Annotated in this window: 35 protein-coding genes; 8 read left to right on the top strand and 27 right to left on the bottom strand. The window is 29.3% G+C overall.

Annotation, left to right across the window (positions count from 1 at the left end; all coding sequences use genetic code 11):
• Positions 1–24: 24 nt before the first annotated feature.
• From ABXT45_RS04350 to ABXT45_RS04380, 7 genes are all read right to left on the bottom strand, one after another.
• Positions 25–621, bottom strand: a complete 597-nt coding sequence (locus ABXT45_RS04350; protein ID WP_415312898.1) for an HD domain-containing protein — start codon at positions 619–621, stop codon at positions 25–27.
• A 70-nt stretch (positions 622–691) separates the two neighbouring features.
• A complete protein-coding gene (locus ABXT45_RS04355) occupies positions 692–2,287 on the bottom strand; it encodes an ATP-dependent DNA helicase (RefSeq protein WP_415312899.1) in 1,596 nt (531 codons plus the stop codon).
• Positions 2,288–2,342: 55 nt separating this feature from the next.
• Entirely contained in the window at positions 2,343–2,741 is a 399-nt protein-coding gene (locus ABXT45_RS04360) for a hypothetical protein (protein ID WP_415312900.1), read from the bottom strand.
• On the bottom strand, positions 2,738–3,376 hold the full coding sequence (locus ABXT45_RS04365) for a hypothetical protein (RefSeq protein WP_415312901.1): 639 nt from the start codon (positions 3,374–3,376) through the stop codon (positions 2,738–2,740). The genes ABXT45_RS04360 and ABXT45_RS04365 overlap by 4 nt, the downstream gene beginning before the upstream one ends.
• Positions 3,376–3,861: a hypothetical protein gene (locus ABXT45_RS04370; protein WP_415312902.1), complete on the bottom strand. Its 486-nt coding sequence runs from the start codon at positions 3,859–3,861 to the stop codon at positions 3,376–3,378. The genes ABXT45_RS04365 and ABXT45_RS04370 overlap by 1 nt, the downstream gene beginning before the upstream one ends.
• A 225-nt stretch (positions 3,862–4,086) precedes the next feature.
• Positions 4,087–4,614, bottom strand: coding sequence for a hypothetical protein (locus ABXT45_RS04375; RefSeq protein WP_415312903.1), 528 nt, complete (start codon positions 4,612–4,614; stop codon positions 4,087–4,089).
• Positions 4,615–4,723: 109 nt separating this feature from the next.
• Entirely contained in the window at positions 4,724–4,975 is a 252-nt protein-coding gene (locus tag ABXT45_RS04380; protein WP_415277766.1) for a hypothetical protein, read from the bottom strand.
• A gap of 362 nt (positions 4,976–5,337) precedes the next feature.
• On the opposite strand from ABXT45_RS04380, the gene ABXT45_RS04385 reads away from it, so the two are divergent.
• Positions 5,338–5,472: a hypothetical protein gene (locus ABXT45_RS04385; protein ID WP_415277767.1), complete on the top strand. Its 135-nt coding sequence runs from the start codon at positions 5,338–5,340 to the stop codon at positions 5,470–5,472.
• 15 nt (positions 5,473–5,487) lie between these two features.
• On the top strand, positions 5,488–6,000 hold the full coding sequence (locus ABXT45_RS04390) for a hypothetical protein (protein ID WP_415312904.1): 513 nt from the start codon (positions 5,488–5,490) through the stop codon (positions 5,998–6,000).
• Positions 6,001–6,176: 176 nt separating this feature from the next.
• Here ABXT45_RS04390 and ABXT45_RS04395 read toward each other — a convergent pair whose 3' ends face one another.
• The 6 genes from ABXT45_RS04395 to ABXT45_RS04420 all read right to left on the bottom strand — a co-directional run bounded on the left by ABXT45_RS04395 (position 6,177) and on the right by ABXT45_RS04420 (position 8,968).
• Positions 6,177–6,605, bottom strand: a complete 429-nt coding sequence (locus tag ABXT45_RS04395; protein WP_415303652.1) for a CBS domain-containing protein — start codon at positions 6,603–6,605, stop codon at positions 6,177–6,179.
• Between the two features lie 87 nt (positions 6,606–6,692).
• A complete protein-coding gene (locus tag ABXT45_RS04400; RefSeq protein WP_415312905.1) occupies positions 6,693–7,646 on the bottom strand; it encodes a DMT family transporter in 954 nt (317 codons plus the stop codon).
• A gap of 99 nt (positions 7,647–7,745) precedes the next feature.
• Positions 7,746–7,910 (bottom strand): hypothetical protein, encoded by a 165-nt coding sequence (locus ABXT45_RS04405; protein ID WP_415277774.1) that lies wholly within the window; start codon positions 7,908–7,910, stop codon positions 7,746–7,748.
• Entirely contained in the window at positions 7,907–8,089 is a 183-nt protein-coding gene (locus ABXT45_RS04410; RefSeq protein WP_415312906.1) for a hypothetical protein, read from the bottom strand. The genes ABXT45_RS04405 and ABXT45_RS04410 overlap by 4 nt, the downstream gene beginning before the upstream one ends.
• A gap of 7 nt (positions 8,090–8,096) precedes the next feature.
• The gene (locus tag ABXT45_RS04415; RefSeq protein WP_415312907.1) at positions 8,097–8,534 is read right to left on the bottom strand and encodes a DUF4396 domain-containing protein; all 438 of its coding nucleotides are present in this window, start codon (positions 8,532–8,534) and stop codon (positions 8,097–8,099) included.
• 5 nt (positions 8,535–8,539) lie between these two features.
• The gene (locus ABXT45_RS04420) at positions 8,540–8,968 is read right to left on the bottom strand and encodes a c-type cytochrome (RefSeq protein WP_415295677.1); all 429 of its coding nucleotides are present in this window, start codon (positions 8,966–8,968) and stop codon (positions 8,540–8,542) included.
• 78 nt (positions 8,969–9,046) lie between these two features.
• Here ABXT45_RS04420 and ABXT45_RS04425 point away from each other — a divergent pair, with 78 nt between their 5' ends.
• On the top strand, positions 9,047–9,931 hold the full coding sequence (locus tag ABXT45_RS04425; RefSeq protein ID WP_415312908.1) for a DMT family transporter: 885 nt from the start codon (positions 9,047–9,049) through the stop codon (positions 9,929–9,931).
• Between the two features lie 22 nt (positions 9,932–9,953).
• Here ABXT45_RS04425 and ABXT45_RS04430 read toward each other — a convergent pair whose 3' ends face one another.
• The 11 genes from ABXT45_RS04430 to ABXT45_RS04480 all read right to left on the bottom strand — a co-directional run bounded on the left by ABXT45_RS04430 (position 9,954) and on the right by ABXT45_RS04480 (position 19,940).
• Positions 9,954–10,490: a pentapeptide repeat-containing protein gene (locus ABXT45_RS04430; protein WP_415312909.1), complete on the bottom strand. Its 537-nt coding sequence runs from the start codon at positions 10,488–10,490 to the stop codon at positions 9,954–9,956.
• 69 nt (positions 10,491–10,559) lie between these two features.
• Positions 10,560–11,960 carry a Glu/Leu/Phe/Val family dehydrogenase gene (locus ABXT45_RS04435; RefSeq protein ID WP_415312910.1) on the bottom strand — a complete coding sequence of 467 codons (1,401 nt, stop codon included), beginning with the start codon at positions 11,958–11,960 and terminating at the stop codon, positions 10,560–10,562.
• A gap of 49 nt (positions 11,961–12,009) precedes the next feature.
• On the bottom strand, positions 12,010–12,498 hold the full coding sequence (locus tag ABXT45_RS04440) for a hypothetical protein (RefSeq protein WP_415312911.1): 489 nt from the start codon (positions 12,496–12,498) through the stop codon (positions 12,010–12,012).
• Positions 12,495–12,788 carry a hypothetical protein gene (locus tag ABXT45_RS04445; RefSeq protein ID WP_415312912.1) on the bottom strand — a complete coding sequence of 98 codons (294 nt, stop codon included), beginning with the start codon at positions 12,786–12,788 and terminating at the stop codon, positions 12,495–12,497. Before ABXT45_RS04445 ends, ABXT45_RS04440 begins: the two co-directional genes overlap by 4 nt.
• 1 nt (position 12,789) lies before the next feature.
• Positions 12,790–14,400 carry a SulP family inorganic anion transporter gene (locus tag ABXT45_RS04450; RefSeq protein WP_415312913.1) on the bottom strand — a complete coding sequence of 537 codons (1,611 nt, stop codon included), beginning with the start codon at positions 14,398–14,400 and terminating at the stop codon, positions 12,790–12,792.
• 169 nt (positions 14,401–14,569) lie between these two features.
• Entirely contained in the window at positions 14,570–14,974 is a 405-nt protein-coding gene (locus ABXT45_RS04455; RefSeq protein WP_415312914.1) for an HIT domain-containing protein, read from the bottom strand.
• Between the two features lie 12 nt (positions 14,975–14,986).
• Positions 14,987–16,291, bottom strand: a complete 1,305-nt coding sequence (locus ABXT45_RS04460; protein ID WP_415312915.1) for a malonyl-CoA decarboxylase domain-containing protein — start codon at positions 16,289–16,291, stop codon at positions 14,987–14,989.
• A gap of 17 nt (positions 16,292–16,308) precedes the next feature.
• Positions 16,309–17,094: a sulfite exporter TauE/SafE family protein gene (locus ABXT45_RS04465; protein WP_415312916.1), complete on the bottom strand. Its 786-nt coding sequence runs from the start codon at positions 17,092–17,094 to the stop codon at positions 16,309–16,311.
• 40 nt (positions 17,095–17,134) lie between these two features.
• Complete coding sequence (gene dusA / locus ABXT45_RS04470; protein ID WP_415312917.1) at positions 17,135–18,127, bottom strand: tRNA dihydrouridine(20/20a) synthase DusA; 993 nt, start codon at positions 18,125–18,127, stop codon at positions 17,135–17,137.
• 22 nt (positions 18,128–18,149) lie between these two features.
• Entirely contained in the window at positions 18,150–18,701 is a 552-nt protein-coding gene (gene rpoZ, locus ABXT45_RS04475) for a DNA-directed RNA polymerase subunit omega (protein ID WP_415312918.1), read from the bottom strand.
• Between the two features lie 42 nt (positions 18,702–18,743).
• Entirely contained in the window at positions 18,744–19,940 is a 1,197-nt protein-coding gene (locus tag ABXT45_RS04480; RefSeq protein ID WP_415312919.1) for an MFS transporter, read from the bottom strand.
• A gap of 26 nt (positions 19,941–19,966) precedes the next feature.
• Between ABXT45_RS04480 and ABXT45_RS04485 the strand changes: the two genes are divergently transcribed.
• A complete protein-coding gene (locus ABXT45_RS04485; RefSeq protein ID WP_415312920.1) occupies positions 19,967–20,833 on the top strand; it encodes an NAD(P)-dependent oxidoreductase in 867 nt (288 codons plus the stop codon).
• Between the two features lie 6 nt (positions 20,834–20,839).
• Positions 20,840–21,439, top strand: a complete 600-nt coding sequence (locus ABXT45_RS04490; protein ID WP_415312921.1) for a flavin-binding protein — start codon at positions 20,840–20,842, stop codon at positions 21,437–21,439.
• On the opposite strand, the gene ABXT45_RS04495 is transcribed toward ABXT45_RS04490, so the two are convergent.
• Together ABXT45_RS04495 and ABXT45_RS04500 are read right to left on the bottom strand one after the other, a co-directional pair.
• Positions 21,436–21,783, bottom strand: a complete 348-nt coding sequence (locus ABXT45_RS04495; protein WP_415312922.1) for a hypothetical protein — start codon at positions 21,781–21,783, stop codon at positions 21,436–21,438. The genes ABXT45_RS04490 and ABXT45_RS04495 overlap by 4 nt on opposite strands.
• Positions 21,784–21,793: 10 nt before the next feature.
• A complete protein-coding gene (locus tag ABXT45_RS04500; RefSeq protein ID WP_415312923.1) occupies positions 21,794–22,306 on the bottom strand; it encodes a gamma carbonic anhydrase family protein in 513 nt (170 codons plus the stop codon).
• Between the two features lie 20 nt (positions 22,307–22,326).
• On the opposite strand from ABXT45_RS04500, the gene ABXT45_RS04505 reads away from it, so the two are divergent.
• Both ABXT45_RS04505 and ABXT45_RS04510 read left to right on the top strand, forming a co-directional pair.
• Positions 22,327–22,881 carry a thioredoxin family protein gene (locus tag ABXT45_RS04505; protein ID WP_415312924.1) on the top strand — a complete coding sequence of 185 codons (555 nt, stop codon included), beginning with the start codon at positions 22,327–22,329 and terminating at the stop codon, positions 22,879–22,881.
• Complete coding sequence (locus ABXT45_RS04510) at positions 22,881–23,963, top strand: glycosyltransferase family 4 protein (RefSeq protein WP_415312925.1); 1,083 nt, start codon at positions 22,881–22,883, stop codon at positions 23,961–23,963. Before ABXT45_RS04505 ends, ABXT45_RS04510 begins: the two co-directional genes overlap by 1 nt.
• Here the strand turns inward: ABXT45_RS04510 and ABXT45_RS04515 are convergent.
• Entirely contained in the window at positions 23,955–24,887 is a 933-nt protein-coding gene (locus ABXT45_RS04515; protein ID WP_415312926.1) for a glycosyltransferase family 9 protein, read from the bottom strand. The two genes, ABXT45_RS04510 and ABXT45_RS04515, sit on opposite strands and share 9 nt — an antisense overlap.
• 32 nt (positions 24,888–24,919) lie before the next feature.
• Here ABXT45_RS04515 and ABXT45_RS04520 point away from each other — a divergent pair, with 32 nt between their 5' ends.
• Complete coding sequence (locus tag ABXT45_RS04520) at positions 24,920–25,309, top strand: DUF6165 family protein (protein ID WP_415312927.1); 390 nt, start codon at positions 24,920–24,922, stop codon at positions 25,307–25,309.
• The last annotated feature ends 38 nt before the right edge of the window (positions 25,310–25,347 follow it).

Below are 25,347 nucleotides of genomic sequence, written 5' to 3' on the forward strand. Positions count from 1 at the left end.
GAAATGCCTATAAAATGAAGTTTTTTATTTAGAAGCTGCTTTCTTAATTTCTTTAACTACCATTAAGTAGTTATCCTTAAGGACTTTATGACCTTTTAGATGTTTTGAAAACTCTTTGTATAAACTCTCATAATACCAGGCAACTTGCTTAGGAGATGCTGTAAACCTGTTCCATATTTTCTTACCTACTCTTTTATAATCATTAACAATACAGGTACCGTTATGTAGTTTATCACAAAGGGATACAAACATAGAAGATTGCTCTTTTTTCTTAATATCAGAGATGTATTTCTTTTTTCTTTCCTGCCAAGGTGGTTTTGGAGCTACTACAGTATCACTACATTCATCAACTATTTTAGCAACTTTACTACCAAACTGTTTTTTAATTTCTTTTAAAACTCTTAATCCACCTTGATCTTCAACAGCGTCGTGTAATAAACCTCCTATAGCTTCATCAGTAGTCCCACCATCTTCAATGATATTGTTGCTAACCGATACTAAGTGAGTGAAGTAAGGAATTCCTGTGCCTTTACGATTTTGTTTAAAGTGTATTTTATAAGTAAAATCTAAAGCTTTTTTGTATTTTTTTTTGTCTATTTTTTTACTTAACAAATTGCTCATTATTATAATTATCAATCATACTTTTTTAATAAAAAAATAATAGTAAATATTATTAAAATCAATTATTAAATTATACAAATAGTTCTACAGTCTTTTGGAATTTATAAATTCTTTCGTCAAATCTAATATCACTAAATCTAATAGGTCTAACTAAGTACAGACCATCTATCGATTTAACTCTACTTAAAGCTACATAGGTCATACCATGAGCAAATGATCCTGAGTCAAAATCTATAATAGCTTTATCGAAGGTTTGACCTTGGCATTTATGTATGGTTGCAGCCCAAGCTAATCTAATTGGGTATTGTTCAAATGTGCCAATTACTTTAGGTTCAAATTTTTTATTCTTAATGAAATAATCAAATTTTTCCCACACTACTTTTTCAACTTGAAGAATTTTTTTTTCAAGTTTTACATAAATTTTATCCTTTTCTAATTTATCAATAAAACCTATTGTGCCATTAACCCATCTTCCATTAGGGTCATTCTTTGTTAGCATTATTTGAGCACCAACTTTAAGTTTTAAATCTTTTTCTGACATCATTTCATTTGATTTAAAAGATCCCGTCACTTTTCCCAAATAAGAAAATTCTGGAGATTCTAAATTTTTTAATTGTGCATGATTTACTTGATAAGTTCTTTTATTAGTGGGTGCTAATAAAATTAATCCATTAGAAAAAAAATTAAAAACTTCATCTTCAAGTTTGATTATTCTAGAAGAAATTGCAGATGGTTTTCTTTGAAACGTCACAGATATTTCATTGACACATATTTGATTTTTTAAAAAATCTTTTAGTTTGTCATCTTCATCTTTTGACCATTTTTTACCTGTATTTGGGTATATAATTTTAATTTCATTCTTTGCCTCATGATTGCTGCTGTTATCGGTTTCTTTCCAATTTCTAAAAGTTATTGGATATTTTTGTTTAATTTTACTTAATCTTTCCTGATAACCACTAGAATCTTTATCCATTTTATCAATTACCCTTTGATTAAAAAAATCTAAAACTTCATTCGTTATTTCGTTTCTTCTTATATTTTCTAATTTTTGGATAAAATTTTCGTCTTTTTGCCTAAAAATTTTTTCAAACTCCATTCTTTTTGGATCTAATATTTTAAACCATTTAGAATTATAAAAAAAATTTCCTTCTGGATACATCTTATCTAACACTTCTTTTTCAGTTTCTATTGCTACTGGAGCTAATTGAAAGACATCTCCAACAAATAGCATTTGGACACCACCGAATGGCAAATCATTTTCTCTATTTACTTTTAAAGACCTGTCAATTGCGTCCATTAAATTAGGATTTACCATAGATACCTCATCTATAATGAGCGTATTTAAAGATTTTAAAAAATCTTGATTACGTGATATTTTGCAATCTTTTCTTTTTAGTATGTGATGTGGATAACCGAAAAAAGAATGAATTGTTCTACCTCTACATTTTATTGAAACTATTCCTGTATAAGCAAGTATCATCACATTTTTTTTTGTATTTAATCTAAAATATTCAACAAAAGTTGACTTGCCTGTTCCTGCCTTACCAGTAAGAAAATAAGATTTTTTTGATGTTTCTAAGTTAACCCTTAATTCTTTAAACTGTTTTGACTCATAGAAATTTTTTGGAAGAACAGTTCCTAAATCAAATTGTGTTACATCATTCATTATTCGATAAAAAAATTGTATATTAAGAATGTTAGTTCAATGATTATAAGTGCTTCTAACATTTAACGTCATCAATTGGGTTTAGATAATAATATACTTTTTTACAAAAGTGAGGGCTATTTAAAACAGGAACATCCATATCAATACTATCTAAACAATGACCCATAGCTTCATTAAATTTATCATTATGATAGTGGCAAGTATAAGCAATCCAATAAACAGTCGTTAAATAAAAGAGCCCTAAACGTTCAACAGTATCAGGTAGTTTTTTTATTAAATCTTTGTAAGTTTCTTTATTGTGGAAACATTTAGTAAATACCTTAGTCACTTTTTTGTTTTCTACATGTAAATTACAATAATGGGTTAAATCCCCAATATTTTCCACATCAATGATGATTTTATTATCTTCTCTAAATTTTTCTATGTGGCTATTTAAGTAATGAACCTTACTCATTTATCCAATTCATCGTATTCTTTAATTTTTTGATTCACATCTTTTGTATTTTTATTTTTTTTAAAAGCCTTAACACCAAGATAGCCTATAACCGCACCAATACCGGCTAAAACTATTCCTCCATTAAGAGCAACACCTATCCCCACTATTTTTCCAGCAACACCCAAAGATCCACCAAGCGCAGCACCTATTGTACCACCACCAAGTGCACCTATACTTTCTTTAGTAGCTACAGTACTGGTAATTTTTCCTACTGATGAGTTTTTTAAATCATCAAGTCTTTTCAAGGCAGCTTCTTTTTTTACATTAAATTCTGCTTCTCTTTGTCTTAGTTCTTCTACTTCGTTAGCTATACGTTTTTTTCTTTCTCTTTCAGCTCCAAAAGCAGAAAGAATAAAAAATAAAAATATTAATATGATAACAAAAGGTCTTAATAAATTTAATATTAGCCCAACATTATTTCCAGGATAGTTTTTATTAAACTCTAGATAATTTTCATATTCGTACGGACCATAAAAAGCGATAAATATTAAAAAGAGGAATAATAAAATTGTTGGAAATTTAGGCCCTAATTTTTCAAAGATTTTTCCTAAAATTGTAATTTTAGCAAGTTTCTTTATAACCCAACTAATCATTATCTATATTTCCAATCATCAACCCATTCACTATAACTCTCAACTTCATATTCTGCATCTAATTTTTCACTCATTTCTTGTGAATATGGAATTGAGCCTGTTGGATTTATCTGAACACCATTAAATAAAATGTTAGGATCTTTAGGTTTGATGTTCTTTTTATTTATTTCATCTTGAAAATATTCAGTAAATTTCAAATAAATCTTTTCCTCATCGGTAGTTGGTTCTTTCTCTTTTCTAATAACGGCTACAAAATCTTTATACCTTTTAAAATTGGAAGAAGGTGTATTTAACTTTTCAATCTTAATACGATCCATTAGCAATCCATTTATAAATTTAAAATGTTTTTCAAGCCATACAATTTCTTGTTTATTCAAGAATTTTAATAGATTCTTATTTTTAATGTGGATATGTTTTTTAATATCTGAGTATTTCATTTCAAAATTTGCAGAATTATGATTATTAAAATCTTTTTCACAATCCAAATCCTAACAAACCCTTAATCAGGTGTCTAGATATTGGAATGATTACTACTTAATGAAATAGATGATTGTTAGAATTATAAGGATAATGACAATCCAAATAGTAAGATTAGTTAATAACTGTTTTAATTTAGAATTAGATTGTAGAAAAGCTGGGAGTACTAATAAGAGTATCCCTAGCATATAAACAAAGGGTAATATCTGATCCATCATTATATCTAGTTTGTATTATGCAACGATTGTTCGAGACCGTCGTTCATTTTGCTTTATTTTATCAAAGGTTTTCTCAATTATTTTAGCTTTTGGTCTTAGCTCTTCATTGTTATCTTTTTCTAAAAGATTTGACCCAGCTGTTTTGTTAAATCCGTCTATTTTTTTAAAATATTCTTTGTTTTTAGATTTCGATTTACTGTACCAAAGGTCCTTTAATTGTTTGGTGTAATCTTCAAGTTTACTTTTATCCCAAGTAATATTTTCTTGTTTTCTCATCAAATTATAAAATTGGATGAAGTCTTTTGATTTAACCCACTGTCTAATTATATGAGTAAGTGTTTTATCTTTATTTTCTGGATCAAGTTGCTTTTGTGTAACTATCGCAATAATATTTAAGGAGTAAGATACTCTATTAACATCATAATTAGATGCATTCCCTTGGTCACACCCCTTTAATAGACTTAATACTTTCTCAAGATCACTGTCTGAATGCGTTAAGTGTTCAATTACCTTATCCCACTTATCTTTTGCAACTTTAGCCATTCATAGACAATACACAGATTAAGGACCTTACTCAATTAACGATTGGTGAATATTAAATCAACATGGCCACGGCTACAAAACCGAGACCATATTTACTCAGTTATTGATTTTACAAGCTGACAGGGTTTCCTGGTCTGCCGTTAGGTAAATCTTTATTTTTGATTTCAGTGACAGCGTCTTTTGCAGTACTGATTTTTACCTCTACTATTTCTTTAAGGCGGTCGTTATCAACTAATTGCTCATTGCAATAACTAATAACCTTTTTCTTAGCGTCATCAGCAGATTCTGCGTTGATGATTTCTTCTCTAGACGATATTGATTTTTCAACTACGTCAACTTTAACTTTATACAAATTGGTCATATGACCTCCTTATCAAAAAACAATAACATGGCAGCCTATACTCCACAACCGCCAATCAGGTATTTAAGTGATGAAATGAAGGTTAATCAATTATAATAATTATATTTCCACTAAATATTAAATATCATTCTACATCGTGTGTTTAATTGAATTGTGTTTAATGGTTTAAATATGAATGAAGTTAAAAAAAGTTTAAAAAGGTCTCTACTTAATTAAATAAGTTTAAAATAGCTGAACACTTGTAGAACTTTATCTAATTCTGCGGTATAGTTATTTTTCAAATCACCGCAATCATTTCAGCTATCTGCTGACCATCAAAAATAAATTTAACAATTTAAAGTGTCAAAATTATGTTTTTGAAAATGATAAAAATACTCTGTTTTATGGGTATACATGACTACAAAACGTTAAATATTGAGTTTGGTTTTGGACCAACAGATAGAGTTACAACACTTGAATGTAAAAGATGTGGCTACACTATAATTAAAGGAGGTTAATAAAAAATACTTGTCATGAAAAGTATTGAAAGAAATATAGATATAAGAAGATATCTTAATTGGTCAAGAATAGTTAAGGGTAAACCCATACATATAAGATTGTATGAATTAATTTATTACGAATTACTTATAATGTGGTTTGAGATGAATAAGCCTCCTTTAAGAAGATTAATTTATGAAACTATTAACTCTCAAGATTTTGAAGATAATTTTATTAGAGGAAAAGTTTTTCAAAAATATATAGATGAAGTTTTAGAAACACCCTGTGAAGATGGTTCTGGATACTATAACCCTGACTCAAGAGAAATTTTAACAGAAGTTAATATTAAGGAATTATATGATATTAAATTTTTGATAAAAGATGAATTAGATAATGTAAGAATGATTGATAAATACAATGGGATATTCACATTTTGTAAAATTTATGAAAAATGGTGTTTAGAAAAAAAAGCTAAACAGGTTGAGGATATAACAAAAAAAGAAAGATTTGATGTAACATTAGATCTGCCATTAAAAATTTCAAAATAAATTTAGAATAACTGCGATCAGAATAAGCAAATAAGGTTGAATGTTTTATCAATTTTCAATTGTCACAGTCAGAGTTATAAGCAATACAATATTAAACTATAACAGGCCTAAAACTATAGTTGATAATATTTTTTTGGAATGGCCTAAGAAGTATTTTTTTTATTATTAAAATTTTATTATTTATTTATAAAATCTCTTAAATGTTGATTTTCATCTTTATATTGTTCAATAATATGATTTACCACATCTCCAATAGACACAATGCCTAGTAGTTTTTTTTCTTCTATTATAGGGATATGTCTAATTTTATGATTAGAGATTATTTCCATTAATTCTGTAACAGAAGTGTTTAGATTACAAGATATTATATTTGTAGTCATTATTTTGGTAACCAGTAATTCACTGCTGAATTCATCTTTATAAATATATCGAGCAAGATCTCGCTCAGAAATAATTCCAATTACACTTTTATCATGTTCACTTAATACTGGCATAACGCCGACGTTATGTGTTTGAAGTTTGTTGCTTGCTGTCTTTAATGTATCTTTTTCAGTTAATGTAAAACATTCTCTATTAGAAAGTTTTGTAACAAGTTTTCTCGCCATTTTATATTATATGTTTATTTTATTGTCATCAATATCCTACCAATATTCAAATCAGCTGTCTAGGTGATCGAATGACAATTAATTAGTTTATCTTCTAGTTGGAATTTTAGATGCAACGTACTGTTTTCGAACGCCTTCTCTAAAGTAAATATAAACACCAGCTGAGATAATACAAATGACCCCTAACAAAGTTCTAAGAGATGGAATTTCATTAAATAGAAAATAACCTGGGATCATTGACATAATAATTAAAGAGTATTCAAACAATGAGACAACAGATGGGGATGCAATAATATAAGCTGAAAAGATACACAAGAACCCAATAGATGCTGCAACTCCAAAGAATAATATAAACTTCCAAGTATAATCAAAGTTTGTAAACCATTCTCTAAATATAAACTGGGTAGTTGGATCAAAATCAGTTTTGTTGAATTGACCATTGCCCATAAAGACATAAATAATTCCACATAATATAAGAGCAATTAAATAGAAGTAATATAACTGGGTGTTTACATCATCTTTATCAGATGTGTATTTAGTAATAGTCATTGATGCTGCATAAAATAAAGCACTTAAAACGGGAAGCAAATTTCTATAATCAAAACTTTCAAAATCAGGATTTAAGACAATTAATACACCAAAAAAACCAAAGGCAATAGCAGACCATCTTCTAATACCAATAAATTCTTTTAAGAAAAATTTAGCAAAAATGGATACGAAAAAAGGACAAGAAAAAAATAAAGCATTAGCGGTTGCTAGTTGCATATAGGTAATAGAGATAAAAAAGGTTGAAAAAGCAATAAAATGTAACAACACTCTTACAAAAGTTAATACTGGATAATGTGTTTTAAGGGATACTTTCTGTCTTTTAAAACTTAAATAAATAAAAAGCACTGTTGCTGCAATCAAATACCTTCCAAAGAAGATCTCATAAAGAGCAGATTTTTCAAATATAAATTTAATTAACGAGTCTTGGATTGCAAACAAGCTCATTGCAATCAGTATTAATACTATCCCTTTTGAATTATTGTCCCTACTCATTATCTAAGCTTAAACCTAGAGCACAAAAACTTAAAAATAAGATAGTTAAATTTACCAAGACCATAGAAATTTGGTTCTGGTTTTTTAGTTTTTAATTTTTTAGCTTTTTTCTTCTTCATAACTAATATGGTTTTGTGTTTCATTTGAATGCTTAAGATTATAACAATCTGTACAAAGTAAGATCACTTCTGGTCCGGAGCTTACTTGTGTTAATATGGCTGTATCATCTCCACACTCGCTACACCCTGATAAACGTTTTTTCATTTATGTTTTTTACGGGTAATTTCATTAATTCTATCAATATAATTTTTTATCTCAGGGTTATCTGTAGGTTTGTTATCTTGCTTAGGATTTTTCTTTCTTTGGTAATAATAATAAATAGGCATAACAACAGATAAGGAAACGATAATAATTGCTAGTATAATTTCAGAAGTTGTAACCATTTAATATTTAATGACAGGCTTGATTAAATTTTTTAAGTCTCCAGTAATTATAAGGCCATGGTGTTAAAAAACCAACTATTAACATAATGGGTACTACCCACCAAGTTAGCATCGCTCCACCAGTTAAAAAATAATCTGTAGCATTCATAGAAATTTCCATACTAATCATTGAGATAAAACTCATGCCACAGGCGGTCTTTAACGCACTGATAAAATCAAATTTTTGTTTCATTAAAATATAAGTCTCAAGCATAATACTAGTGAGCAAACCATTTATGATTGCTAAAATCATAATCCCTAATACTGGAAAAGGAATTTTACTTAGCTGAAAAAATAATATGGTTCCGAAATCTCCAATAGAACAACCAACAACACACCACATCGTATTTTTTGCACTAGTTCTCCAGCTATCTTTGCATCCCCAATGAAAAGTATCTGTTGCCATATGATTTATTTACTTAAATTTATTTGATGTTGATAATAATCATCTGGCCAAAAACTTTTAATGTAAGCTAAAACTGAATCTATATCTTTGTCATTAAGGTTATCTTTAAACCCACCCATTTTTCCTTCATAATCACTGATAATTCCAACTAACCCATATTTAATAATTTTATGTAGTGTTTCATCATCATGGTGCCAAGTGTGACCCGTGCCATTTAAAGGGGGTGCTTTACGGTGACCATCTTCATCTAAACCCTTCCAATTTTCAGCTCCAGATAAATTAACCTGATGGCAACTTGCACAATTATTTTGGTATGCAATTTTACCTCTAGCGATCATTAATACAGAATCTCTTGTAATTGGATAATGATTGTCTGAGTAAGAAAGGTTACTTAATGATATAAACAGAGTTAAAATTAGAAGTATTTTTTTCATAACTATTAAATTTATATATTAAAATTGTTAGATTAATCTTATATTTTTTTAAGATTGATTGATTATAAGTGTTTGCTAATGAACAATTTTATCTTATTTATTGTCACACTCTTTTGCTGGTCACCTACTTGGTATGTCATCAAATTTCAGTTAGGCTACGTTGATCCATTAGTATCAGTGTTTTATAGGTTTTTGATAGCTGCAATAATTATTTTTGTTTATCTAATTTATAAGAAAAAAAATCTTAAGTTTTCTTTAAATCAACATCTTTGGTTTTTGCTATTTGGTGTTTGTCTTTATTCTCTAAATTACGTTTTCTTTTATCTATCAAACACTTATTTAATAAGCGCATTTCCAGCGGTTGTCTTTTCAACAGTTGTGATTATGAATATTTTAGGTGAATATTTTTATTTTAAAAAAAAACCTTCTTTAAAAACTTTAATTGGTGCAACCATTGGGATGGTTGGAATTATAATCATCTTTAGTGATGAGATTTTCAATTTCAGCTTAGCAAATGGCACTCATGTTGGATTATTTTTAGCATTGCTTGGTACATTTAGCGCATCAACAGGTAACATGGTTTACCAAAGAAACTTAAATAACAACTTTCCATTAATACCAACACTTGCGTATGCAATGCTTTATGGATCATTAGCTACTTTGTTAATCACTCAGATAAAAGGCACTGAATTGTTATTTGAATATAGCTTCAGCTATATTGCATCCCTTGCTTATTTATCAATAGTTGGCTCAATATTTGCTTTTATCTTTTATTTAAGATTGTTAGAGAAAGTTGGAGCTGGTCGAGCGGGTTATGTAGGAGTTGTAATGCCTGTACTTGCTTTATTAATCTCAACAGTGTTTGAAAACTTAGAATGGCAGCAAGATTTAATAATAGGTTTACCTATTCTAATAATTGGTGCTGTACTTGTTATTAATCAGAAAATTAAACCTGTAAAATAAATTAATAATTCCTAAGAATTTTTTATTTATTACATTTACCAATTGAACCTAATAAACATTTAGTTCCATCAATCCAGGTAGCATTGTTTAGATTGGCACCTTCAAAGGTGGCATTTAAGATATTAGCACCAGTTAAATCTGCTTCAAAAAGGTTACTGTTACTGAAGTTTGTCTCAATTAATGATGAACCTTTGAAATTTACTCTTGTTAAATTGGCACTTGTAAAGTTAGCTTTTTCAAAAATACCACCCTCAAGATTTGCTTCATACAAATTAGTTCTAATAAAAGAAGATTCTACAAAATTACCATTAGATAATGTTGCATTCATCATTACCCCTTTATCAAAAGTAACTTTAATAAAGCTAATAAAAGAAAGATTAGAGTTTGGTATGTAGGCTCTACTTAAATCTTGGCCTTCTGAGAATTGACAATTAGAATAATCCACTCCATCAGTTGGAGCATCATCACAACCAGCTTTAGCACCACTAGCTAATAATAAACTTAAGATTAAAATGGTAAAAAGCTTGCTTATAAAGCCTGCTCTTATTAATTTTATCATATCAAATGCTAACAAATCATAGATTGAGAGTCTTCTATTAATTTAGTTATAGGTAAAATTAAGCTGCTATTATCGTTTGGGAAAGCCTTCTACAGTATAGAAGTTTCTTATCTTCTTTAGAGATACATAATAAGCGCTATCTCTAAATGATTTTTTAATTTGTTTTTTAGCATTATAAATTTCAATAAATGCATTTCTCATACTGTCTTCTAGACCTGAAAAAGCTAAATCCTCTTCATCCGCTCCATGGATAATTTTTTTAATAGTGTCAAAATCTGTTTTGGTATTAGTTTTTTTATCTATCAAATCAATAATGTCTAATATTTTTTGTTCTTGAAATCTTTTTTCAACTCTACCAAAACGTATATGGGAAATATCTTTAACCCACTCGAAATAAGAAACTACTACTCCGCCTGCATTGACATAAATATCGGGGATAATCATAACTCCTTTTTCAAATAATTTTTGATCCGCTTCAAATGAAATGGGTCCGTTAGCAGCTTCAATTATTAATTTTGTTTTAATTTTATCTACATTATCAATAGTGATTGCATTCTCTAATGCAGCTGGAATTAAAATATCACAATCTAATTCTAAGAGTTCACTTGGGTTATTTTTAAATTCTCCAAGTTTAGGGTTATTAATACTTTTATTTTTTTGAAAAAATTCAATTAGTGCATTTATATCAATACCTTTTTTATTGTATAAATAACCATCAAACTCTCCAATAGCTATAATCTTTGCACTATCTCTATTATATAAATGTTTAGCTAGATTACTTCCAACATTACCAAAGCCTTGAACTATAATTTCATTATCCTTTAATTCTTTTTTTAAACCAGCTTCTTTAACGACGTCTTCGTGTCTAAATATTTCTCTAACTACTTCTTCAATACCTCTACCGGTTGCTTCTGTTCTTCCAGCAATACCTCCACGATGTAGTGGTTTTCCCGTTACACAACCTCTATAATTTATATCATCAGGTTTAAGTGTTTTGTATGTCTCTAAAATCCATTCCATTTCTCTTTCAGATGTTCCGACATCTGGAGCTGGAACATTTAAAGCGGGAGAAATAAAACCTTTATTAATTAATTTACTAGCAAACGCTTTGGTAATTTCTCTAAGTTGAGGCATGGTGTAATTCTTAGGATTAATTTTTAAACCACCTTTTGCACCACCAAAAGGAATATTAACTATTGCACATTTGTAAGTCATTAAAGATGCTAGAGCTTCCGTATCATCTTGATCAACAGTTTCTGAATATCTTAGTCCACCTTTGGTTGGAAGTATGTGTTCTGAGTGAACGGCTCTCCATCCAGTAAAGTTATTAATTTTACCATCTAAGACAACACCCACATTTACTTTAATTAATGAATGAGTAGATTTTAAATGCTCAAGTAAATCATCACTAAAGTTTAGTAATTTAGCTGATTTGTCCACATGTAAGTTGACGTTATCTTTAAAGCTCATTTTTAAAAATTATATATTAATGAAATTTATTAACCACGTTTATCTTTATCTAATGAGGCTTAGTCCAATACCCATAAACACAACGAGTACCTCGTCTAGAACAATCATAAGTATCATGTAAGACACCATCTTTAACAACGGTTATGTGTTTTGAGCAAGATACAATTAAAGTCCCACTTGGAAGTTCATTTTTTTTTAAATGAACCTTACAACCTTGACCAATAAACATAGTCGGCGTCCATTGCCACCCAAGTTTTTCAAGGTATTTTTTAACTACTACTCTATGAGTTCCTGATCTTGGACTATCATTTTTTTGTTTTAAACTTCTTGCAAGTTTTGTTCTTGATGTGGTTCTAAATTCTTCATTCGCTTTATAAAGATCATCATAAATTTTTTGATAAGGAAGCTTTGTTACAATTGCAATAGATCTAACTACACAGTCTCCAGCTTTACCCTTGTATCCGGCTGCAGTTCTACCGCCATCATTAATTTCTAATTCTAAATTGCTACTTGAAAATAATCTCTTAAAGAAATTCACGATTTAGTTTTATGATCTAAAATCTCGACCATACACTGAGTTGCGTATTCACGCCATTCCTCAGCTGTTTTATCCTTAAGGTTATTAAGGTGGTTCATATTACTATCTATATTTTCTTGATGTTTAGCTTTATCAGCTTCTTCTAGATTTTTTTCCATGTTAGTAAGATTGGTCTTCATTGCATTAATCCAACTATTGCCAAGTTCTACACATTTAACATCATCCTTCTCATCACAAATTTGTTTAAAGAAATTGAAAATAACGTCATCGGCTTTTATCTCTTTGCTCATGTTAATTTCCAAAAATACCTAATTTAACATCATAATCAACTGCAATTCCATAATCAGGATCGTCATCACTATCAACAACAAGCTGACCTGCTCTACTTAATAATCTATGACAATCTTTAGTTAAATGTCTTAATTTAACTTTTTTTCCAAAGCTATTATATTTATCAGCAATGTCTTCAATGGCTTTTAATGCAGATTGATCAATTACTTTTGATCCTGCAAAATCTATAATAATTACTTCAGGATCTTCTTCCGGTTTAAATAATTCTAAAAAACTATCCGTTGAACTAAAGAAAAGTGGTCCTTCAATTTCATAAACCTTAGCACCTTTTTCTCTAACTGATGGTCTCTCAACTGCTCTAATTCTTGATGCAGATTTCCAAGCAAAAACTAATGCTGAAACAATTACTCCAACAATTACAGCAACAGCTAAATCTTCTAAAACAGTTACAACAGTTACAAGAACAATAACTAAAGCATCACTCTTTGGTACAAAAAATAATATTTTTAATGAGTTCCAAGCAAAGGTTCCAATCACTACCATAAACATAACACCAACTAGTGCTGCAATTGGGATCATCTCAATATAACTTGATGTATATAAAATAAAAATTAATAAGAATAATGCAGCAGCTATTCCTGCAATTCTTGTTCTACCCCCTGACTTTACATTAATCATGGATTGACCAATCATCGCACATCCACCCATACCACCAAAAAATCCAGTAACTGTGTTTGCAAAACCTTGAGCTAAACATTCCTGACTAGCACCACCTCGTTTGTTGGTAATTTCACCAACTAAGTTAAGGGTTAACAAACTTTCAATTAAGCCAATCGCAGATAAGATAAATGCATAAGGGAAAATAATCTTTAGAGTTTCAAAGTTTAAAGGAACACTTGGAATTGAAAATATAGGCAATCCTCCTTTAACACTTGCAAGATCTCCAACACTTGGAATATCTATCTTTAATACTAAAACTAATACAGATGTTACTAAAATAGCAGCAAGTGTAGCTGGAACTGCTTTAGTAATCTTTGGCAGTAACCAAATGATTAACATAGTTAAAGCAACGAACCCTATTGAATGATATAAAGTGTTTCCTGAAATCCACACTGATTGCCCCATTGCATTAAAGGTTTTAAACTGACTAAGCTGTGAAATACCTATAACGATTGCAAGGCCATTAACAAAACCGAGCATTACAGGTTGAGGTACCATTCTAATAAATTTTCCAAGCTTAAAGACACCAGCTAGTAACTGTAAAATTCCCATTAACACTACAGTTGCAAATAGATATTGAGCACCGTGATCCATAACAAGAGAAACCATAACAACAGCTAAGGCACCTGTTGCTCCTGAAATCATTCCAGGTCTTCCACCAAATACAGCTGTAATCAACCCAACGATAAAAGCTGCATAAAGCCCTGATAAAGGTGCAACTCCTGCAACAAAAGCAAAGGCAATAGCTTCAGGAACTAAGGCTAAAGCAACCGTTAAGCCTGATAAAACTTCAATTCTAAATAAAGAAAAGGATGCCCCTTCCTTTGGAATATAATCTTGTGAGTTAAAACCAATAGATTTTGCAAATGATGAGAGTGTGGTTTTAATCAATGTATTTTAATTTTAATTATTTATGAGTCTGTGTGTTATCTATTTAGTAAAGCAAGCGGTTGATAAAGTCTACTTTCAATTAAAAAGTGTTAACAAATTTAAGACGAATCAGATACACAATAATTAAGAGGTAGTGGCGGGAGACTAAAACTACCTCTGTCCTTACCCTTTAATCCTTAAAATACTTTTTTATCTTATTAATAGTTTTAGTTAATAGAACTTTTGAATAAGGTTTCCCTTTAATAACCCAAACAGATAGTGGCCACGTACTGTCTTTAGTAGATCTTGCAATAATGTGAATATGTAATTGAGGAACAATGTTACCAATCTTTTCAACATTAAGTTTTTTTGTCTTAAATATTTTTTTCATTAACTTGCTGCAATGAACAATTTCTTTCATTAATAACATTTGATCTTTTGAGCTAAGTTCTGAAATATCGGTAATATTTTTTCGCTTAGGAATTAAAATGATCCAGGGAAATTTTGCATTATCGATTAAACGAATGCTACACAGTTTTAATTCAGCTATTAAATGAGAATCTTTTAGAAAACTTTTGTTTACTTTATTTGCCATATCAATCTATTATTATAGATATTTCTTTATTTTATCAGATACGATTACTTTATTATTGTTCATATAATCTTCATGATTTTTTTCTATATTTTTTAGCTCATAAAGATAATTAACCATAACACCATAAGATCTTTTAAACCCAGTTTCAGATACATTTGCATTAACAACTACATCCTCAACAATTGCTCCATTACCTAAATGAAATCTACTAACATCATTAATTGGAAGGCCTTTTTTATTTTTTTCATTAATTATATAGTGAGCAACTAATTTTATTATTGCTTCTTTATTTTCAACAATTCTATTATCACCAATTTTCATACTTTTTGATTTTAGGAAAGATACATTTTGATTTGTTAAATCTCCTAAAATATTTTTAATTTTACTTTCCTCCAAATATGAAAACCAGTCAGCAAATCCAGGTATTGGGGATAATGTTCCAAAATTTTTGATATGAGGTAGCTCCTCTTGTATTTCGTATACAACCCTTTTGATTAGAAAGTTACCTAAGGTAACTCTTGATAACCCTTCTTGGCAGTTACTAATTGAGTAAAAAGTTGCTGTATCATATTTTTTTTGATCATTGCTTGAAGGTTTCATTAACTCTTGTATTGATTTACCCAAACCCTTTGTAAGAGCTACTTGGACAAAAATAATTGGCTCATCTTCAAGAGCTGGATGAAAATAAGAAAAAAACCTTCTATCTTCACCTAATCTTCTTTTCAGTTCATTCATATCCTTTATTTGATGAACTCTCTCATATTTAATTATTTTTTCTAAAACTGCAGCTTTCGTGTCCCATGTAATTTTTGTAAGTTTAAGAAACCCAGGATTAAACCAGGCTCTAAATAAATGTCTAAGGTCATTATCTAATTCTGAAAGCTCCTTATTGGATTTTAATATTTTTAACAAATCTTCTCTTAAGGCAACTATAATCGCAGTTCCATTAGGTGCCATATTCATTCTTCTAAATAGTTCTCTTCGATTACCCTCAGAAACCTTAAATAGATCAGATAAGGTTCTTTCATTTTGTGATTTTGAATAATTTTCTATTGCTTCATTAACTTTTTTAAAGCTAGGTTTATATTTTTCATTAATTTGTTTGAAAAATAATAATTTGTTTTCTGGTGATAGCGATTGGTATAATTCAGTAATATCTCTAGCAACAGTAATTCCAAATGCTGCGCCTTTATGAGAAATTAAATCATCACATAAAGATATAATAGATTCTAGGTCATCTTTTTTAATGTTTTTAATACTAAAGAGTTTTTGACCTGCATCTGCAATAGATGAAATTATTTGTTTTAAATTAAACATTTATAATTATTTGTTCATTAAAGTTTAAAGTATTCGTATAAAAATTTTGCAGCAATGATAAGTAAAAAAAACCCAAAATATTTACTAATTTTATTTTTATCAATAGTATGAACAGTTCTTGCACCAATTCTAGCCATAAATGTTGTAATCGGTATAAAGATTAAGAAAGCTGGAATATTTAAAAAACCAATACTTAATGGAATATTTGTTTTTAAATAACTACCCGTTATCAAAAATCCTATTGCTCCAAATAAAGCAATTAAAAAACCAATAGCAGCAGCACTTCCTATAGCTCTATTAATTGAATAACCAAAGAACTTTAAAATTGGAACATTCATAACAGCTCCTCCAATGCCCATGGGTGCTGAGATAAAACCAACTAAAAATCCTAAAATAATTTTTAAATGAAGTTTAATTTTAAGTGTTATATTTTTCTCCTTCTCTTTTAATAACAAAAGATAAATACTTAATAAGAATATGATGATTGCAAAGAAAAGAACTAAAGTTTTAGTTTTAAGAGTTGCTGCAAAAATTGTTCCAAAAATCACACCAAGTACTACAAAAATTCCATAGCTTTTCACAATATCAAAGTCTACTGCTTTAAATTTATGATGAGTTAAAACTGATACAGTTGATGTTGGAATAATGATTGCAAATGACGTTCCAACTGCAAGGTGCATGACATATTGTTGATCAATCCCTAAAGAATTAAAAATATAAAACAAAAATGGAACTGTAATTAATCCACCTCCAATACCAAATAAACCTGCAACAAACCCAACTGGAATAGCCGTTAAGGCCATTAATAAACTAAAATAGATATATTCGTTAGATAGTAAAGAACTAAGCAGATTGGCTTACCGAAGTATCGAAATTATTATATTTAATCTTATCCATTATATGATCAATCTTTTTAACATCGGCGTCTCTGACACACATATTTTCACTTAAATATCTTTTCCAAAAGCTAGATCCTGTTTGACCATGAAATAAGCCTAACGTATGTCTCATAATTTGATTTAAACGTGTTCCTTTTTTAATTTCTTCCTTAACATACGGTAGTAATTGTTCGATTACATCCTGTCGACTTGGTACATTTTCGTTATTAAATATATCTCTTTCAATATCAGCTAATAAATAAGGAGTGTGATAAGCAGCTCTTCCAATCATAACTCCATCAACTTTTTCTAAATGATCTTTCATTTGATCAGTTGTTGTAATTCCACCATTGATAATAATTTCCTCATTAGGAAAATCTTTTTTTAATCTGTAGACAAAATCATATTTTAAAGGAGGGATGTTTAAATTTTGCTTAGGGGTAAACTTTCCAAGAATAGCTTTTCTTGCATGAATAATAAAAGTTTTAACACCAGTACTTTTTAAAGTTGAAATAAAATGATGTAAGTTTTCATAGTCTTCAGTGTCATCGTAACCAATTCTTGTTTTAATTGTAACAGGTAATTTTGTAACTGATTGCATTTTACTTAAACAATCTGCAACTAAATTTGGTTCTTTCATCAAGCATGCACCAAATTTATTTTTCTCAACTTTTTTTGAAGGACAACCAAGGTTTAAATTTATCTCATCATAACCGAAGTCTTCACCAGCTTTCGTTGCTTCTGCAAGTAAGGCTGGAGAAGATCCACCAATTTGAAGAGCTATTGGTTTTTCATTTATATTAAATTCTAATAATTTTTTTTTATCACCTCTATGAATAGCCTCAGAGACAACCATTTCACTATAGAGCAATGTATTTTTACTGATCAGTCTTAGAAAAAAACGTTCATGACGATCAGTGCAATCCATCATGGGTGCAACGGATACTTTCCTGTTCATACTAAACTTTTATATTATTTTTTTAGCTATTTGTAGTCTCTGAATCGTCAGAGTTTACTTCGGTTGTTTCAGCTTCAGTTGTTTCAGCTTCTGTTTCAGCTATTTGATCTAAAGAAACTTCAGTTTCTTCACTAGCAACTTCAAGTTCTGGATTAACTTCTACTTCTGGTTCTGCTTTTGCAGTTAGCTCTTCTAAATCTTCTGGTGCAACTTGAATTTTTTCTGGAATTTTTCTTGCTCTTTTAGATGGTAGAATAGGTGTTCCACTTTTAGAAATTTCACCTTTGTACATACTGTCAAAATCATCACCGATAATTTCATCATCATCTGTTCCATCATCAACTTGTTCAACATGTTTTCTAAGTTTATGAATGGCACTATCAGTTAAGTCTGAAACTTTAATAGTTTCTTCTGCAATTTCTCTTAAAGATATAACTGTATTTTTGTCATTATCTCTATCAAGAGTAGGCTCAAGACCTGAATTTAATTGAACAGCTCTTTCTTTAGCAACCAATACTAATTCGTAAGGGCTTTCTACTTTATCTATGCAATCTTCTACTGTTACTCTAGCCATGCGCAGTATCTATATGGTGGTTAAAAAAAATCAAGGTTAATTTTACAAATATTGAGGATTAAGCTTGTTCTTTACAAGGAATAACAACGATATTGCAATTAAAACATAAGATCCTGAAACTAAAGCGATTTGTTCAATAGAAAAGCTATTATCGATCAATATTCCAAATAAAGCTGTTCCAAATGCTGTTGAAAACACCATGAAGGCTGTTGTGAGAGCTTTAATAGAACCAATATATTTAACACCATAAATTTCCGCCCATGTAGCGGAACCCAATACATTTGAAAGTCCATTTGAAACCCCGATTAAACCGAGGAAGACAAAAGATGAAAATGGTGAATTAAAATAATAAAGCACAAACGTTGCAACTAATAAAGGAATGTTCATGTAGATTAATAATTTTCTACTTGTAAATTTATCAATCAAAAACCCAGATAAAAATAAAGTAATAACTGATAGAACTGAATATACCATAAAGGATTGGGCTATTACATAAGGTCCCCAATTTTTAGATGATACTATAAAGGATTGATAAACAAATGTTCCTGTTGCAATTGAAGGCATTGCCAACATAGTTAAGCAAATAATATAAAATCTGTAATCTTTTAATACTTCACTTCTTTTCCATTGTTTGATTTCTTTTGTCTTAACATCATTAAGATTTATAGTTTCTCTTGAATCTAATTTAATATTTTTTACTAATGAAAAAGTAATTATTGGTAACACCACAATGACAAAAATTGAAATAACTATCCAAATATTTCTCCACTCAACAAAAGTTAATAAAAAAATAATTAATAATGGCAAAATAAATTCAGCTAACGATAAACCAAGCCAAGTTGTACTTAATGCACGTCCCCTACTCTTTTCAAAAAATCTTGAAATTGTCGTAGTTGCTGTGTGAGACATTAGTCCCTGACCTGACAATCTCATTAAAAAAATTGAGAAAAATAAAAAAACTACTGAAGAGATTTTGGAAAATAAAAAACAAGAGATTGCTAGTAAAGCAATCACATAAGCTGCAAATTTTAAAATATTAAAATCATCTATCTTTTTACCAACCCAAACTAATATAAAACTGCTTAATAAAGTTGCGGATGCATATATTGATCCAAATTGACCATGACTGATAGAAAGTGCATCTCTTATGCTTGAATTGAAAAGTCCTAAAAAAAAACTCTGTCCAAAACTTGAAAAAAATGTAAATATAAAACCAAATAAAATTACTTTAAAATTCAAACTTTTAAACATAGGAAATAGAAATTATGAGCAATGTTGCATTTATAGGTTTAGGTGTCATGGGTTATCCAATGGCAGGATATATATCAAAAGCAGGCCACAATGTAACTGTTTATAATAGAACAGCTGCAAAAGCTGACAAATGGGTTGCTGAATTTAAAGGTTCTAAAGCAGATACACCTGCAAAAGCTGCTGATGGAGCTGACTTTATATTTACCTGTGTTGGTAATGATAACGATCTAAAAGAAGTTACTTTTGGTGACAACGGTATCTTTAAAACAATTAAAAAAGGTTCAGTTTATATTGATAACACAACGGCATCCGCAACAATTGCTAGAGAGATTTACACTCATTCATTAAAAAGTGAATTTGGTTTCTTAGATGCGCCTGTATCAGGTGGTCAAGCTGGTGCTGAAAATGGTGCACTAACCGTAATGATTGGTGGAGATCAAGCAAACTTTGATAAAGCTAAAGACATTATTGATTGTTACAGCAAAAAAATGAAATTATTAGGTGGTGCAGGTAATGGCCAATTAGCAAAAATGGTTAACCAGATTTGTATCGCTGGTTTAGTTCAGGGTTTATCAGAAGCAATTAACTTTGGAAAAAAAGCTGGTTTAAATATGGAAGATGTAATTGAAGTTATATCCAAAGGTGCTGCTCAATCTTGGCAAATGGAAAACAGATACAAAACGATGATTGATGATCAGTTTGAATTTGGTTTTGCAGTTGATTGGATGAGAAAAGATTTAAAAATTGCAATGGATGAAGCTAAAAATAATGGCTCTCAACTACCAGTAACAGAAGTAGTTGATAAATATTACGGTGAAGTTCAAGACATGGGTGGAAACCGTTGGGACACTTCTAGTTTAATTAGAAGACTAAGTAAATAATCCATAATGCAACCAGCATACTACGAAGACTTTAATGAGATCAAAAACAAAATTTGGTCAATGCTGGATAATGCTATCAAAGATAGAGGTTCTCAATTTAGAATTCCAGTATTTATTTGTGGAGGCCAAGATGACTTTGATGGAAGAATTGTAGTTCTTAGAAAATCAGATCGAGAAAATAATATTATCCAATACCATAGTGATATTAGATCTAATAAAATTGCTAAATTAAAATCAAATAAAAATGCAGCAATGTTATTTTATGACAAGGATGAGAAGATCCAAGTTAGACTTAAAGTTGAATGCATTGTTAATCATGAAAATGATATTACAAAAAAGTCTTGGTTAAAAACAGGGCATATGAGTAGAAAGTGTTATTTAGTAGATAATGGACCTGGAACAAAATCTGAAATCCCAACTTCAGGACTAAAACCTGAGTTAGATAATTTTGAATTTACGATGGAGCAAAGTGAAGTTGGATATAAAAACTTTACAGTTATTCAATGTAAAATTAAAAGTATTGAGTGGCTTTATTTAGCAGCTAAGGGTCACCGTAGAGCTAGATTTGATTTAGAGAATAACAAAGATACTTGGTTAATTCCTTAAAATATTTTTTTAAAAAATTTTAATAAAATTTTAAAATATCCTTTAGCTTTATATTCTTCTTTAACAGCAATAAAATTAGACTTAAATTTTCTAAATAGATAAAGAGATGGAAAAAATAAAACAATCCATGCAATAACTGCTAAAGAGGGGTGAATTTGGTAATGCATTGAAAGCATAACTGGGAACAAAAAAGAATAAAAAATAAAAGAAAACGTTAATAAAGATATAAATATTAAGATTAATAAACTTTTGATGACTAGTAGTTTTCTAAAATCAAAATCTAATATATTATTTTTTAATTTGTTAACCTTTTTTTTACTAAATAATTTTCTTAAAGTTGTCATAATTACTTCCTTAAAAAATTGACTTAGAATATTTTTTCCAGTTATCTTGATAATGAATAGCGTTTTCAGTAATTGATTTTGCCTCTTCTATTGAGACTTGACGTATAATTTTACCAGGGGATCCAACAACTAAAGAATTATCAGGGATGATTTTATTTTCTGTTATAAGTGCATTGGCCCCTATGATGCAATTTTTTCCAATCTTTGCTCCATTTAAAATGACGGCACCAATTCCAATTAAAGAATTGTCTTCAATGGTGCATCCATGAAGCATAACTAAATGACCAATAGTTACATCTTTACCAATTTTTAATGGGTAACCTGGATCGGTGTGCAATACACTACCGTCTTGAATATTGGAGCCTTCACCAATATAAATATTTTCAACATCACCTCTTAAGGTAACATTAAACCAAATACTGGTATTTTTTTTTAATGTAACATCACCAATGATAGATGCATTAGATGCAGACCAATTTTCACCTAAATTTTTAACTTTTTTATCTTCCAAATCATAAAACATAACTTATATATTATTATAACATGCCGTTAAAAACTCCAATATGTGATTTCGGACAAACAGCTAATAGCTTTGAATTAAAGTCCACTAATAACGAAATTATTAAATTAAATGACGTTAAAGGGATAAATGGAACTTTGGTTATGTTTATTTGTAATCACTGCCCTTACGTAAAAGCTATTATTAAAGATATTGTTGAAGATTGTAAAAATTTAAAAGAATTAGGTGTTACAGCAGTGTCCATATGCTCTAATGATGCAATTAATTACCCTGAAGATAGTTTTGAAAATATGATTGAATTTGCTAAAAAACATCAGTTTAATTTCCCTTATCTACTTGATGAAACTCAAAATATTGCAAAAAGTTATAATGCAGTGTGCACTCCTGATTTTTTTGGATACAACAATAATCTAGAATTACAATACAGGGGTCGAATAAGAGAATTAGATAATTTAAAACCAGTAAGAGCTGGTGATAGTGATTTATTTATAGCAATGAAGCAAATAGCTGAGACGGGCAAAGGTCCTGAAACACAAATTCCAAGCGTTGGCTGCGGTATTAAATGGTTAAATAATTAATGTATTTAATAGTTACAAAAACATTTCCTCCAGAAGTTGGAGGCATGCAAAATTTAATGTGGGGGTTAGCAAATGAACTTTCAAAACACTACATGATAAAAGTATTTGCTGATCATTATGAAAATCATCAATTATTTGATGAGCAAGTTTCTTTTTCAATAGAACGTGTTGGTGGAATAAAACTTCTTAGAAAATATAGAAAAGCCCAACTCATTAATGAATTTATTAAAGAAAATAAAATTGATGGTATTATTGCTGATCATTGGAAAAGTTTAGAGCATCTTAAAACTAATAAAAAAAAGATATGTTTGATCCATGGTAAAGAAATTAATCATGAAAAAGGTACCTCTCTTAATAAAAGGGTATTAGAAGTTTTAGATAATGTCGAAACCATCGTTGCAAATTCTGAATACACTAAAAATTTAGCTATTTTATTGGGTATTCAGAAAGATAAAATTATAGTTATTAATCCTGGTGTTGATGCTGTTGGAGAATTAAATAAAAAAACTTTAGATAAAGTAGAGAATTTATTAAAACATAAGTCTCCAAGACTTATTACTGTCTCTAGATTTGATAAAAGAAAAAATCATGAAAAAGTAATCATGGCTCTTCGAAATTTAAAACAAATCTACCCAAGTATTGTCTATATTTGTGTGGGTTATGGAGATGAAGAGGAAAATATTAAAAAATTAGTAGCTGAGTTAGGTCTTCAACCTCAAGTGATGTTCTTTAAAGATATCTCTAATGAATTAAAAAATGCACTAGTTGCTAAATCTAATATTTTTGTAATGCCATCGATTGTTCATAAAAAATCAGTTGAAGGATTTGGAATAGCTTATGTTGAAGCTGCTCAATATGGATTACCTTCTCTTGGAGGAAAAGATGGTGGTGCAGCAGATGCAATCGAACATGAGAAAACGGGTTTAATCTGTGATGGTAATGAATTGGATAAAGTTTATTCATCAATTAATTTAATGTTAGAAAATAATAAATTCCATGAGTATGGAAAAGCTGCCAAAGAAAATTCTGCTAAATTTAAGTGGAGTACGATTATTGAAGAATATAAAAAAATATTAAATTAATATTTTTTCTAGCACTTTACTCGCACTTAATTTTTCTAAATCATCAACTTGTATTGCTTTAAAGTTTTCCCTCTCAATGCTAACCTTGTAGGCAGTTGTATGTTTACCAAATAAAGCTAGTCCTTTTGCACCAAGGTGTGAGGAGATATGAGCTGGACCCGTGTCATTTGCAATAACAAATGAGCTTTCTTTAATCAAACTTGCTAGTTGAGAAATATCTAGAGCTTTTCCTTTATCTAAAATTGAAACAACATTAATGTTTTTTGCATCATCAATTTCAGATGGTCCAGGTGCTACTACAACTTTAATCTGCTCTTCATATTTATTTTTAATTAACTCTATTAACTCATTGTAATAAGGCCATTTTTTATGAGTTAGATGAACTGAACAAAAAGGAAATAAGACAATGTATTTATCTAATTTAAATTCTTGTTTAATATTATCTATGTTGCTGACAGCCCAACTAAAGTCTGGTTTCATAGTGTGCTCAGTTTTAATTCCAGAAGTTTTAAGCTGATGATCAAATCTATCTAGAACAGGATTTTTATCAAAATCTTCTTTTGAGATATTACTTGGTAAAGTAGTTTCTGAACTAGACCAAGTATTAAAATTTGCTTTTGAAAATAAGATATTTTTATAAAATTTTGTTCTAGATGAGTTTTGTAAATCATAAACTTTTTTTATATTTAATTTCTTTAAAGTTCTCATCAACAAATATAGATAAATTAAATTAAACCTTGATAGACGCTTATCTAAAATAACATTGTGAATAAATGGATTTTTTTTAAATAGTTCAAAATAAGGTTTTGTTGTTAATATATGTATTTGATCTTCTGGGTGGTTTTCAGAAATATCTTGAATTGCCCCACAAGCTTGCGCTATATCTCCTAAAGAACCATGTTTGATAACTAAAATATTAGACATATTTCTAACAACTTAACATAGTATAAATTTTTATGAATAAAATTCTAGTTGAAGTATCAGTAGGTGAACTTTTAGATAAAATTTCTATTTTAGAGATTAAACAAGAAAAAATTAAAGATCCTGAAAAACTAAAATTTATTAATACTGAGCACAGTATTTTAAAAGATCAATTAGATAACAATGTTAAATCTGATGATAAACTTAATACACTTTTTCAATCTTTAAAAGATATCAATGCAAAGTTATGGGTGATTGAAGATGATAAAAGATTGTGTGAAAAAAATTCTGACTTTACTGAAAACTTTATAAAACTTTCAAGAGACGTTCATTTTTTAAATGATGATCGTGCTAAGATTAAACTAGAGATGAACAATCACACAGGTTCTAAGATTAAAGAAATTAAAGAATATACTTCTTATTAACTTTTCCTTCATTAAGGGTTATTATAATTGTGCATGAT

The organism is Candidatus Pelagibacter sp. Uisw_106, from assembly GCF_047724975.1.
Taxonomy (GTDB): Bacteria; Pseudomonadota; Alphaproteobacteria; order Pelagibacterales; family Pelagibacteraceae; genus Pelagibacter.

Excerpts from the sequence above, each read along its gene's own strand:
- ABXT45_RS04350 (WP_415312898.1), bottom strand. The coding sequence starts at position 621 with ATGAGCAATTTGTTAAGTAAAAAAATAGACAAAAAAAAATACAAAAAA.
- ABXT45_RS04355 (WP_415312899.1), bottom strand. The coding sequence starts at position 2,287 with ATGAATGATGTAACACAATTTGATTTAGGAACTGTTCTTCCAAAAAAT.
- ABXT45_RS04360 (WP_415312900.1), bottom strand. The coding sequence starts at position 2,741 with ATGAGTAAGGTTCATTACTTAAATAGCCACATAGAAAAATTTAGAGAA.
- ABXT45_RS04365 (WP_415312901.1), bottom strand. The coding sequence starts at position 3,376 with ATGATTAGTTGGGTTATAAAGAAACTTGCTAAAATTACAATTTTAGGA.
- ABXT45_RS04375 (WP_415312903.1), bottom strand. The coding sequence starts at position 4,614 with ATGGCTAAAGTTGCAAAAGATAAGTGGGATAAGGTAATTGAACACTTA.
- ABXT45_RS04380 (WP_415277766.1), bottom strand. The coding sequence starts at position 4,975 with ATGACCAATTTGTATAAAGTTAAAGTTGACGTAGTTGAAAAATCAATA.
- ABXT45_RS04385 (WP_415277767.1), top strand. The coding sequence starts at position 5,338 with ATGATAAAAATACTCTGTTTTATGGGTATACATGACTACAAAACGTTA.
- ABXT45_RS04390 (WP_415312904.1), top strand. The coding sequence starts at position 5,488 with ATGAAAAGTATTGAAAGAAATATAGATATAAGAAGATATCTTAATTGG.
- ABXT45_RS04395 (WP_415303652.1), bottom strand. The coding sequence starts at position 6,605 with ATGGCGAGAAAACTTGTTACAAAACTTTCTAATAGAGAATGTTTTACA.
- ABXT45_RS04400 (WP_415312905.1), bottom strand. The coding sequence starts at position 7,646 with ATGAGTAGGGACAATAATTCAAAAGGGATAGTATTAATACTGATTGCA.
- ABXT45_RS04405 (WP_415277774.1), bottom strand. The coding sequence starts at position 7,910 with ATGAAAAAACGTTTATCAGGGTGTAGCGAGTGTGGAGATGATACAGCC.
- ABXT45_RS04410 (WP_415312906.1), bottom strand. The coding sequence starts at position 8,089 with ATGGTTACAACTTCTGAAATTATACTAGCAATTATTATCGTTTCCTTA.
- ABXT45_RS04415 (WP_415312907.1), bottom strand. The coding sequence starts at position 8,534 with ATGGCAACAGATACTTTTCATTGGGGATGCAAAGATAGCTGGAGAACT.
- ABXT45_RS04420 (WP_415295677.1), bottom strand. The coding sequence starts at position 8,968 with ATGAAAAAAATACTTCTAATTTTAACTCTGTTTATATCATTAAGTAAC.
- ABXT45_RS04425 (WP_415312908.1), top strand. The coding sequence starts at position 9,047 with ATGAACAATTTTATCTTATTTATTGTCACACTCTTTTGCTGGTCACCT.
- ABXT45_RS04430 (WP_415312909.1), bottom strand. The coding sequence starts at position 10,490 with ATGATAAAATTAATAAGAGCAGGCTTTATAAGCAAGCTTTTTACCATT.
- ABXT45_RS04435 (WP_415312910.1), bottom strand. The coding sequence starts at position 11,960 with ATGAGCTTTAAAGATAACGTCAACTTACATGTGGACAAATCAGCTAAA.
- ABXT45_RS04445 (WP_415312912.1), bottom strand. The coding sequence starts at position 12,788 with ATGAGCAAAGAGATAAAAGCCGATGACGTTATTTTCAATTTCTTTAAA.
- ABXT45_RS04455 (WP_415312914.1), bottom strand. The coding sequence starts at position 14,974 with ATGGCAAATAAAGTAAACAAAAGTTTTCTAAAAGATTCTCATTTAATA.
- ABXT45_RS04460 (WP_415312915.1), bottom strand. The coding sequence starts at position 16,291 with ATGTTTAATTTAAAACAAATAATTTCATCTATTGCAGATGCAGGTCAA.
- ABXT45_RS04465 (WP_415312916.1), bottom strand. The coding sequence starts at position 17,094 with ATGGCCTTAACGGCTATTCCAGTTGGGTTTGTTGCAGGTTTATTTGGT.
- dusA (WP_415312917.1), bottom strand. The coding sequence starts at position 18,127 with ATGAACAGGAAAGTATCCGTTGCACCCATGATGGATTGCACTGATCGT.
- rpoZ (WP_415312918.1), bottom strand. The coding sequence starts at position 18,701 with ATGGCTAGAGTAACAGTAGAAGATTGCATAGATAAAGTAGAAAGCCCT.
- ABXT45_RS04485 (WP_415312920.1), top strand. The coding sequence starts at position 19,967 with ATGAGCAATGTTGCATTTATAGGTTTAGGTGTCATGGGTTATCCAATG.
- ABXT45_RS04490 (WP_415312921.1), top strand. The coding sequence starts at position 20,840 with ATGCAACCAGCATACTACGAAGACTTTAATGAGATCAAAAACAAAATT.
- ABXT45_RS04495 (WP_415312922.1), bottom strand. The coding sequence starts at position 21,783 with ATGACAACTTTAAGAAAATTATTTAGTAAAAAAAAGGTTAACAAATTA.
- ABXT45_RS04500 (WP_415312923.1), bottom strand. The coding sequence starts at position 22,306 with ATGTTTTATGATTTGGAAGATAAAAAAGTTAAAAATTTAGGTGAAAAT.
- ABXT45_RS04505 (WP_415312924.1), top strand. The coding sequence starts at position 22,327 with ATGCCGTTAAAAACTCCAATATGTGATTTCGGACAAACAGCTAATAGC.
- ABXT45_RS04510 (WP_415312925.1), top strand. The coding sequence starts at position 22,881 with ATGTATTTAATAGTTACAAAAACATTTCCTCCAGAAGTTGGAGGCATG.
- ABXT45_RS04515 (WP_415312926.1), bottom strand. The coding sequence starts at position 24,887 with ATGTCTAATATTTTAGTTATCAAACATGGTTCTTTAGGAGATATAGCG.
- ABXT45_RS04520 (WP_415312927.1), top strand. The coding sequence starts at position 24,920 with ATGAATAAAATTCTAGTTGAAGTATCAGTAGGTGAACTTTTAGATAAA.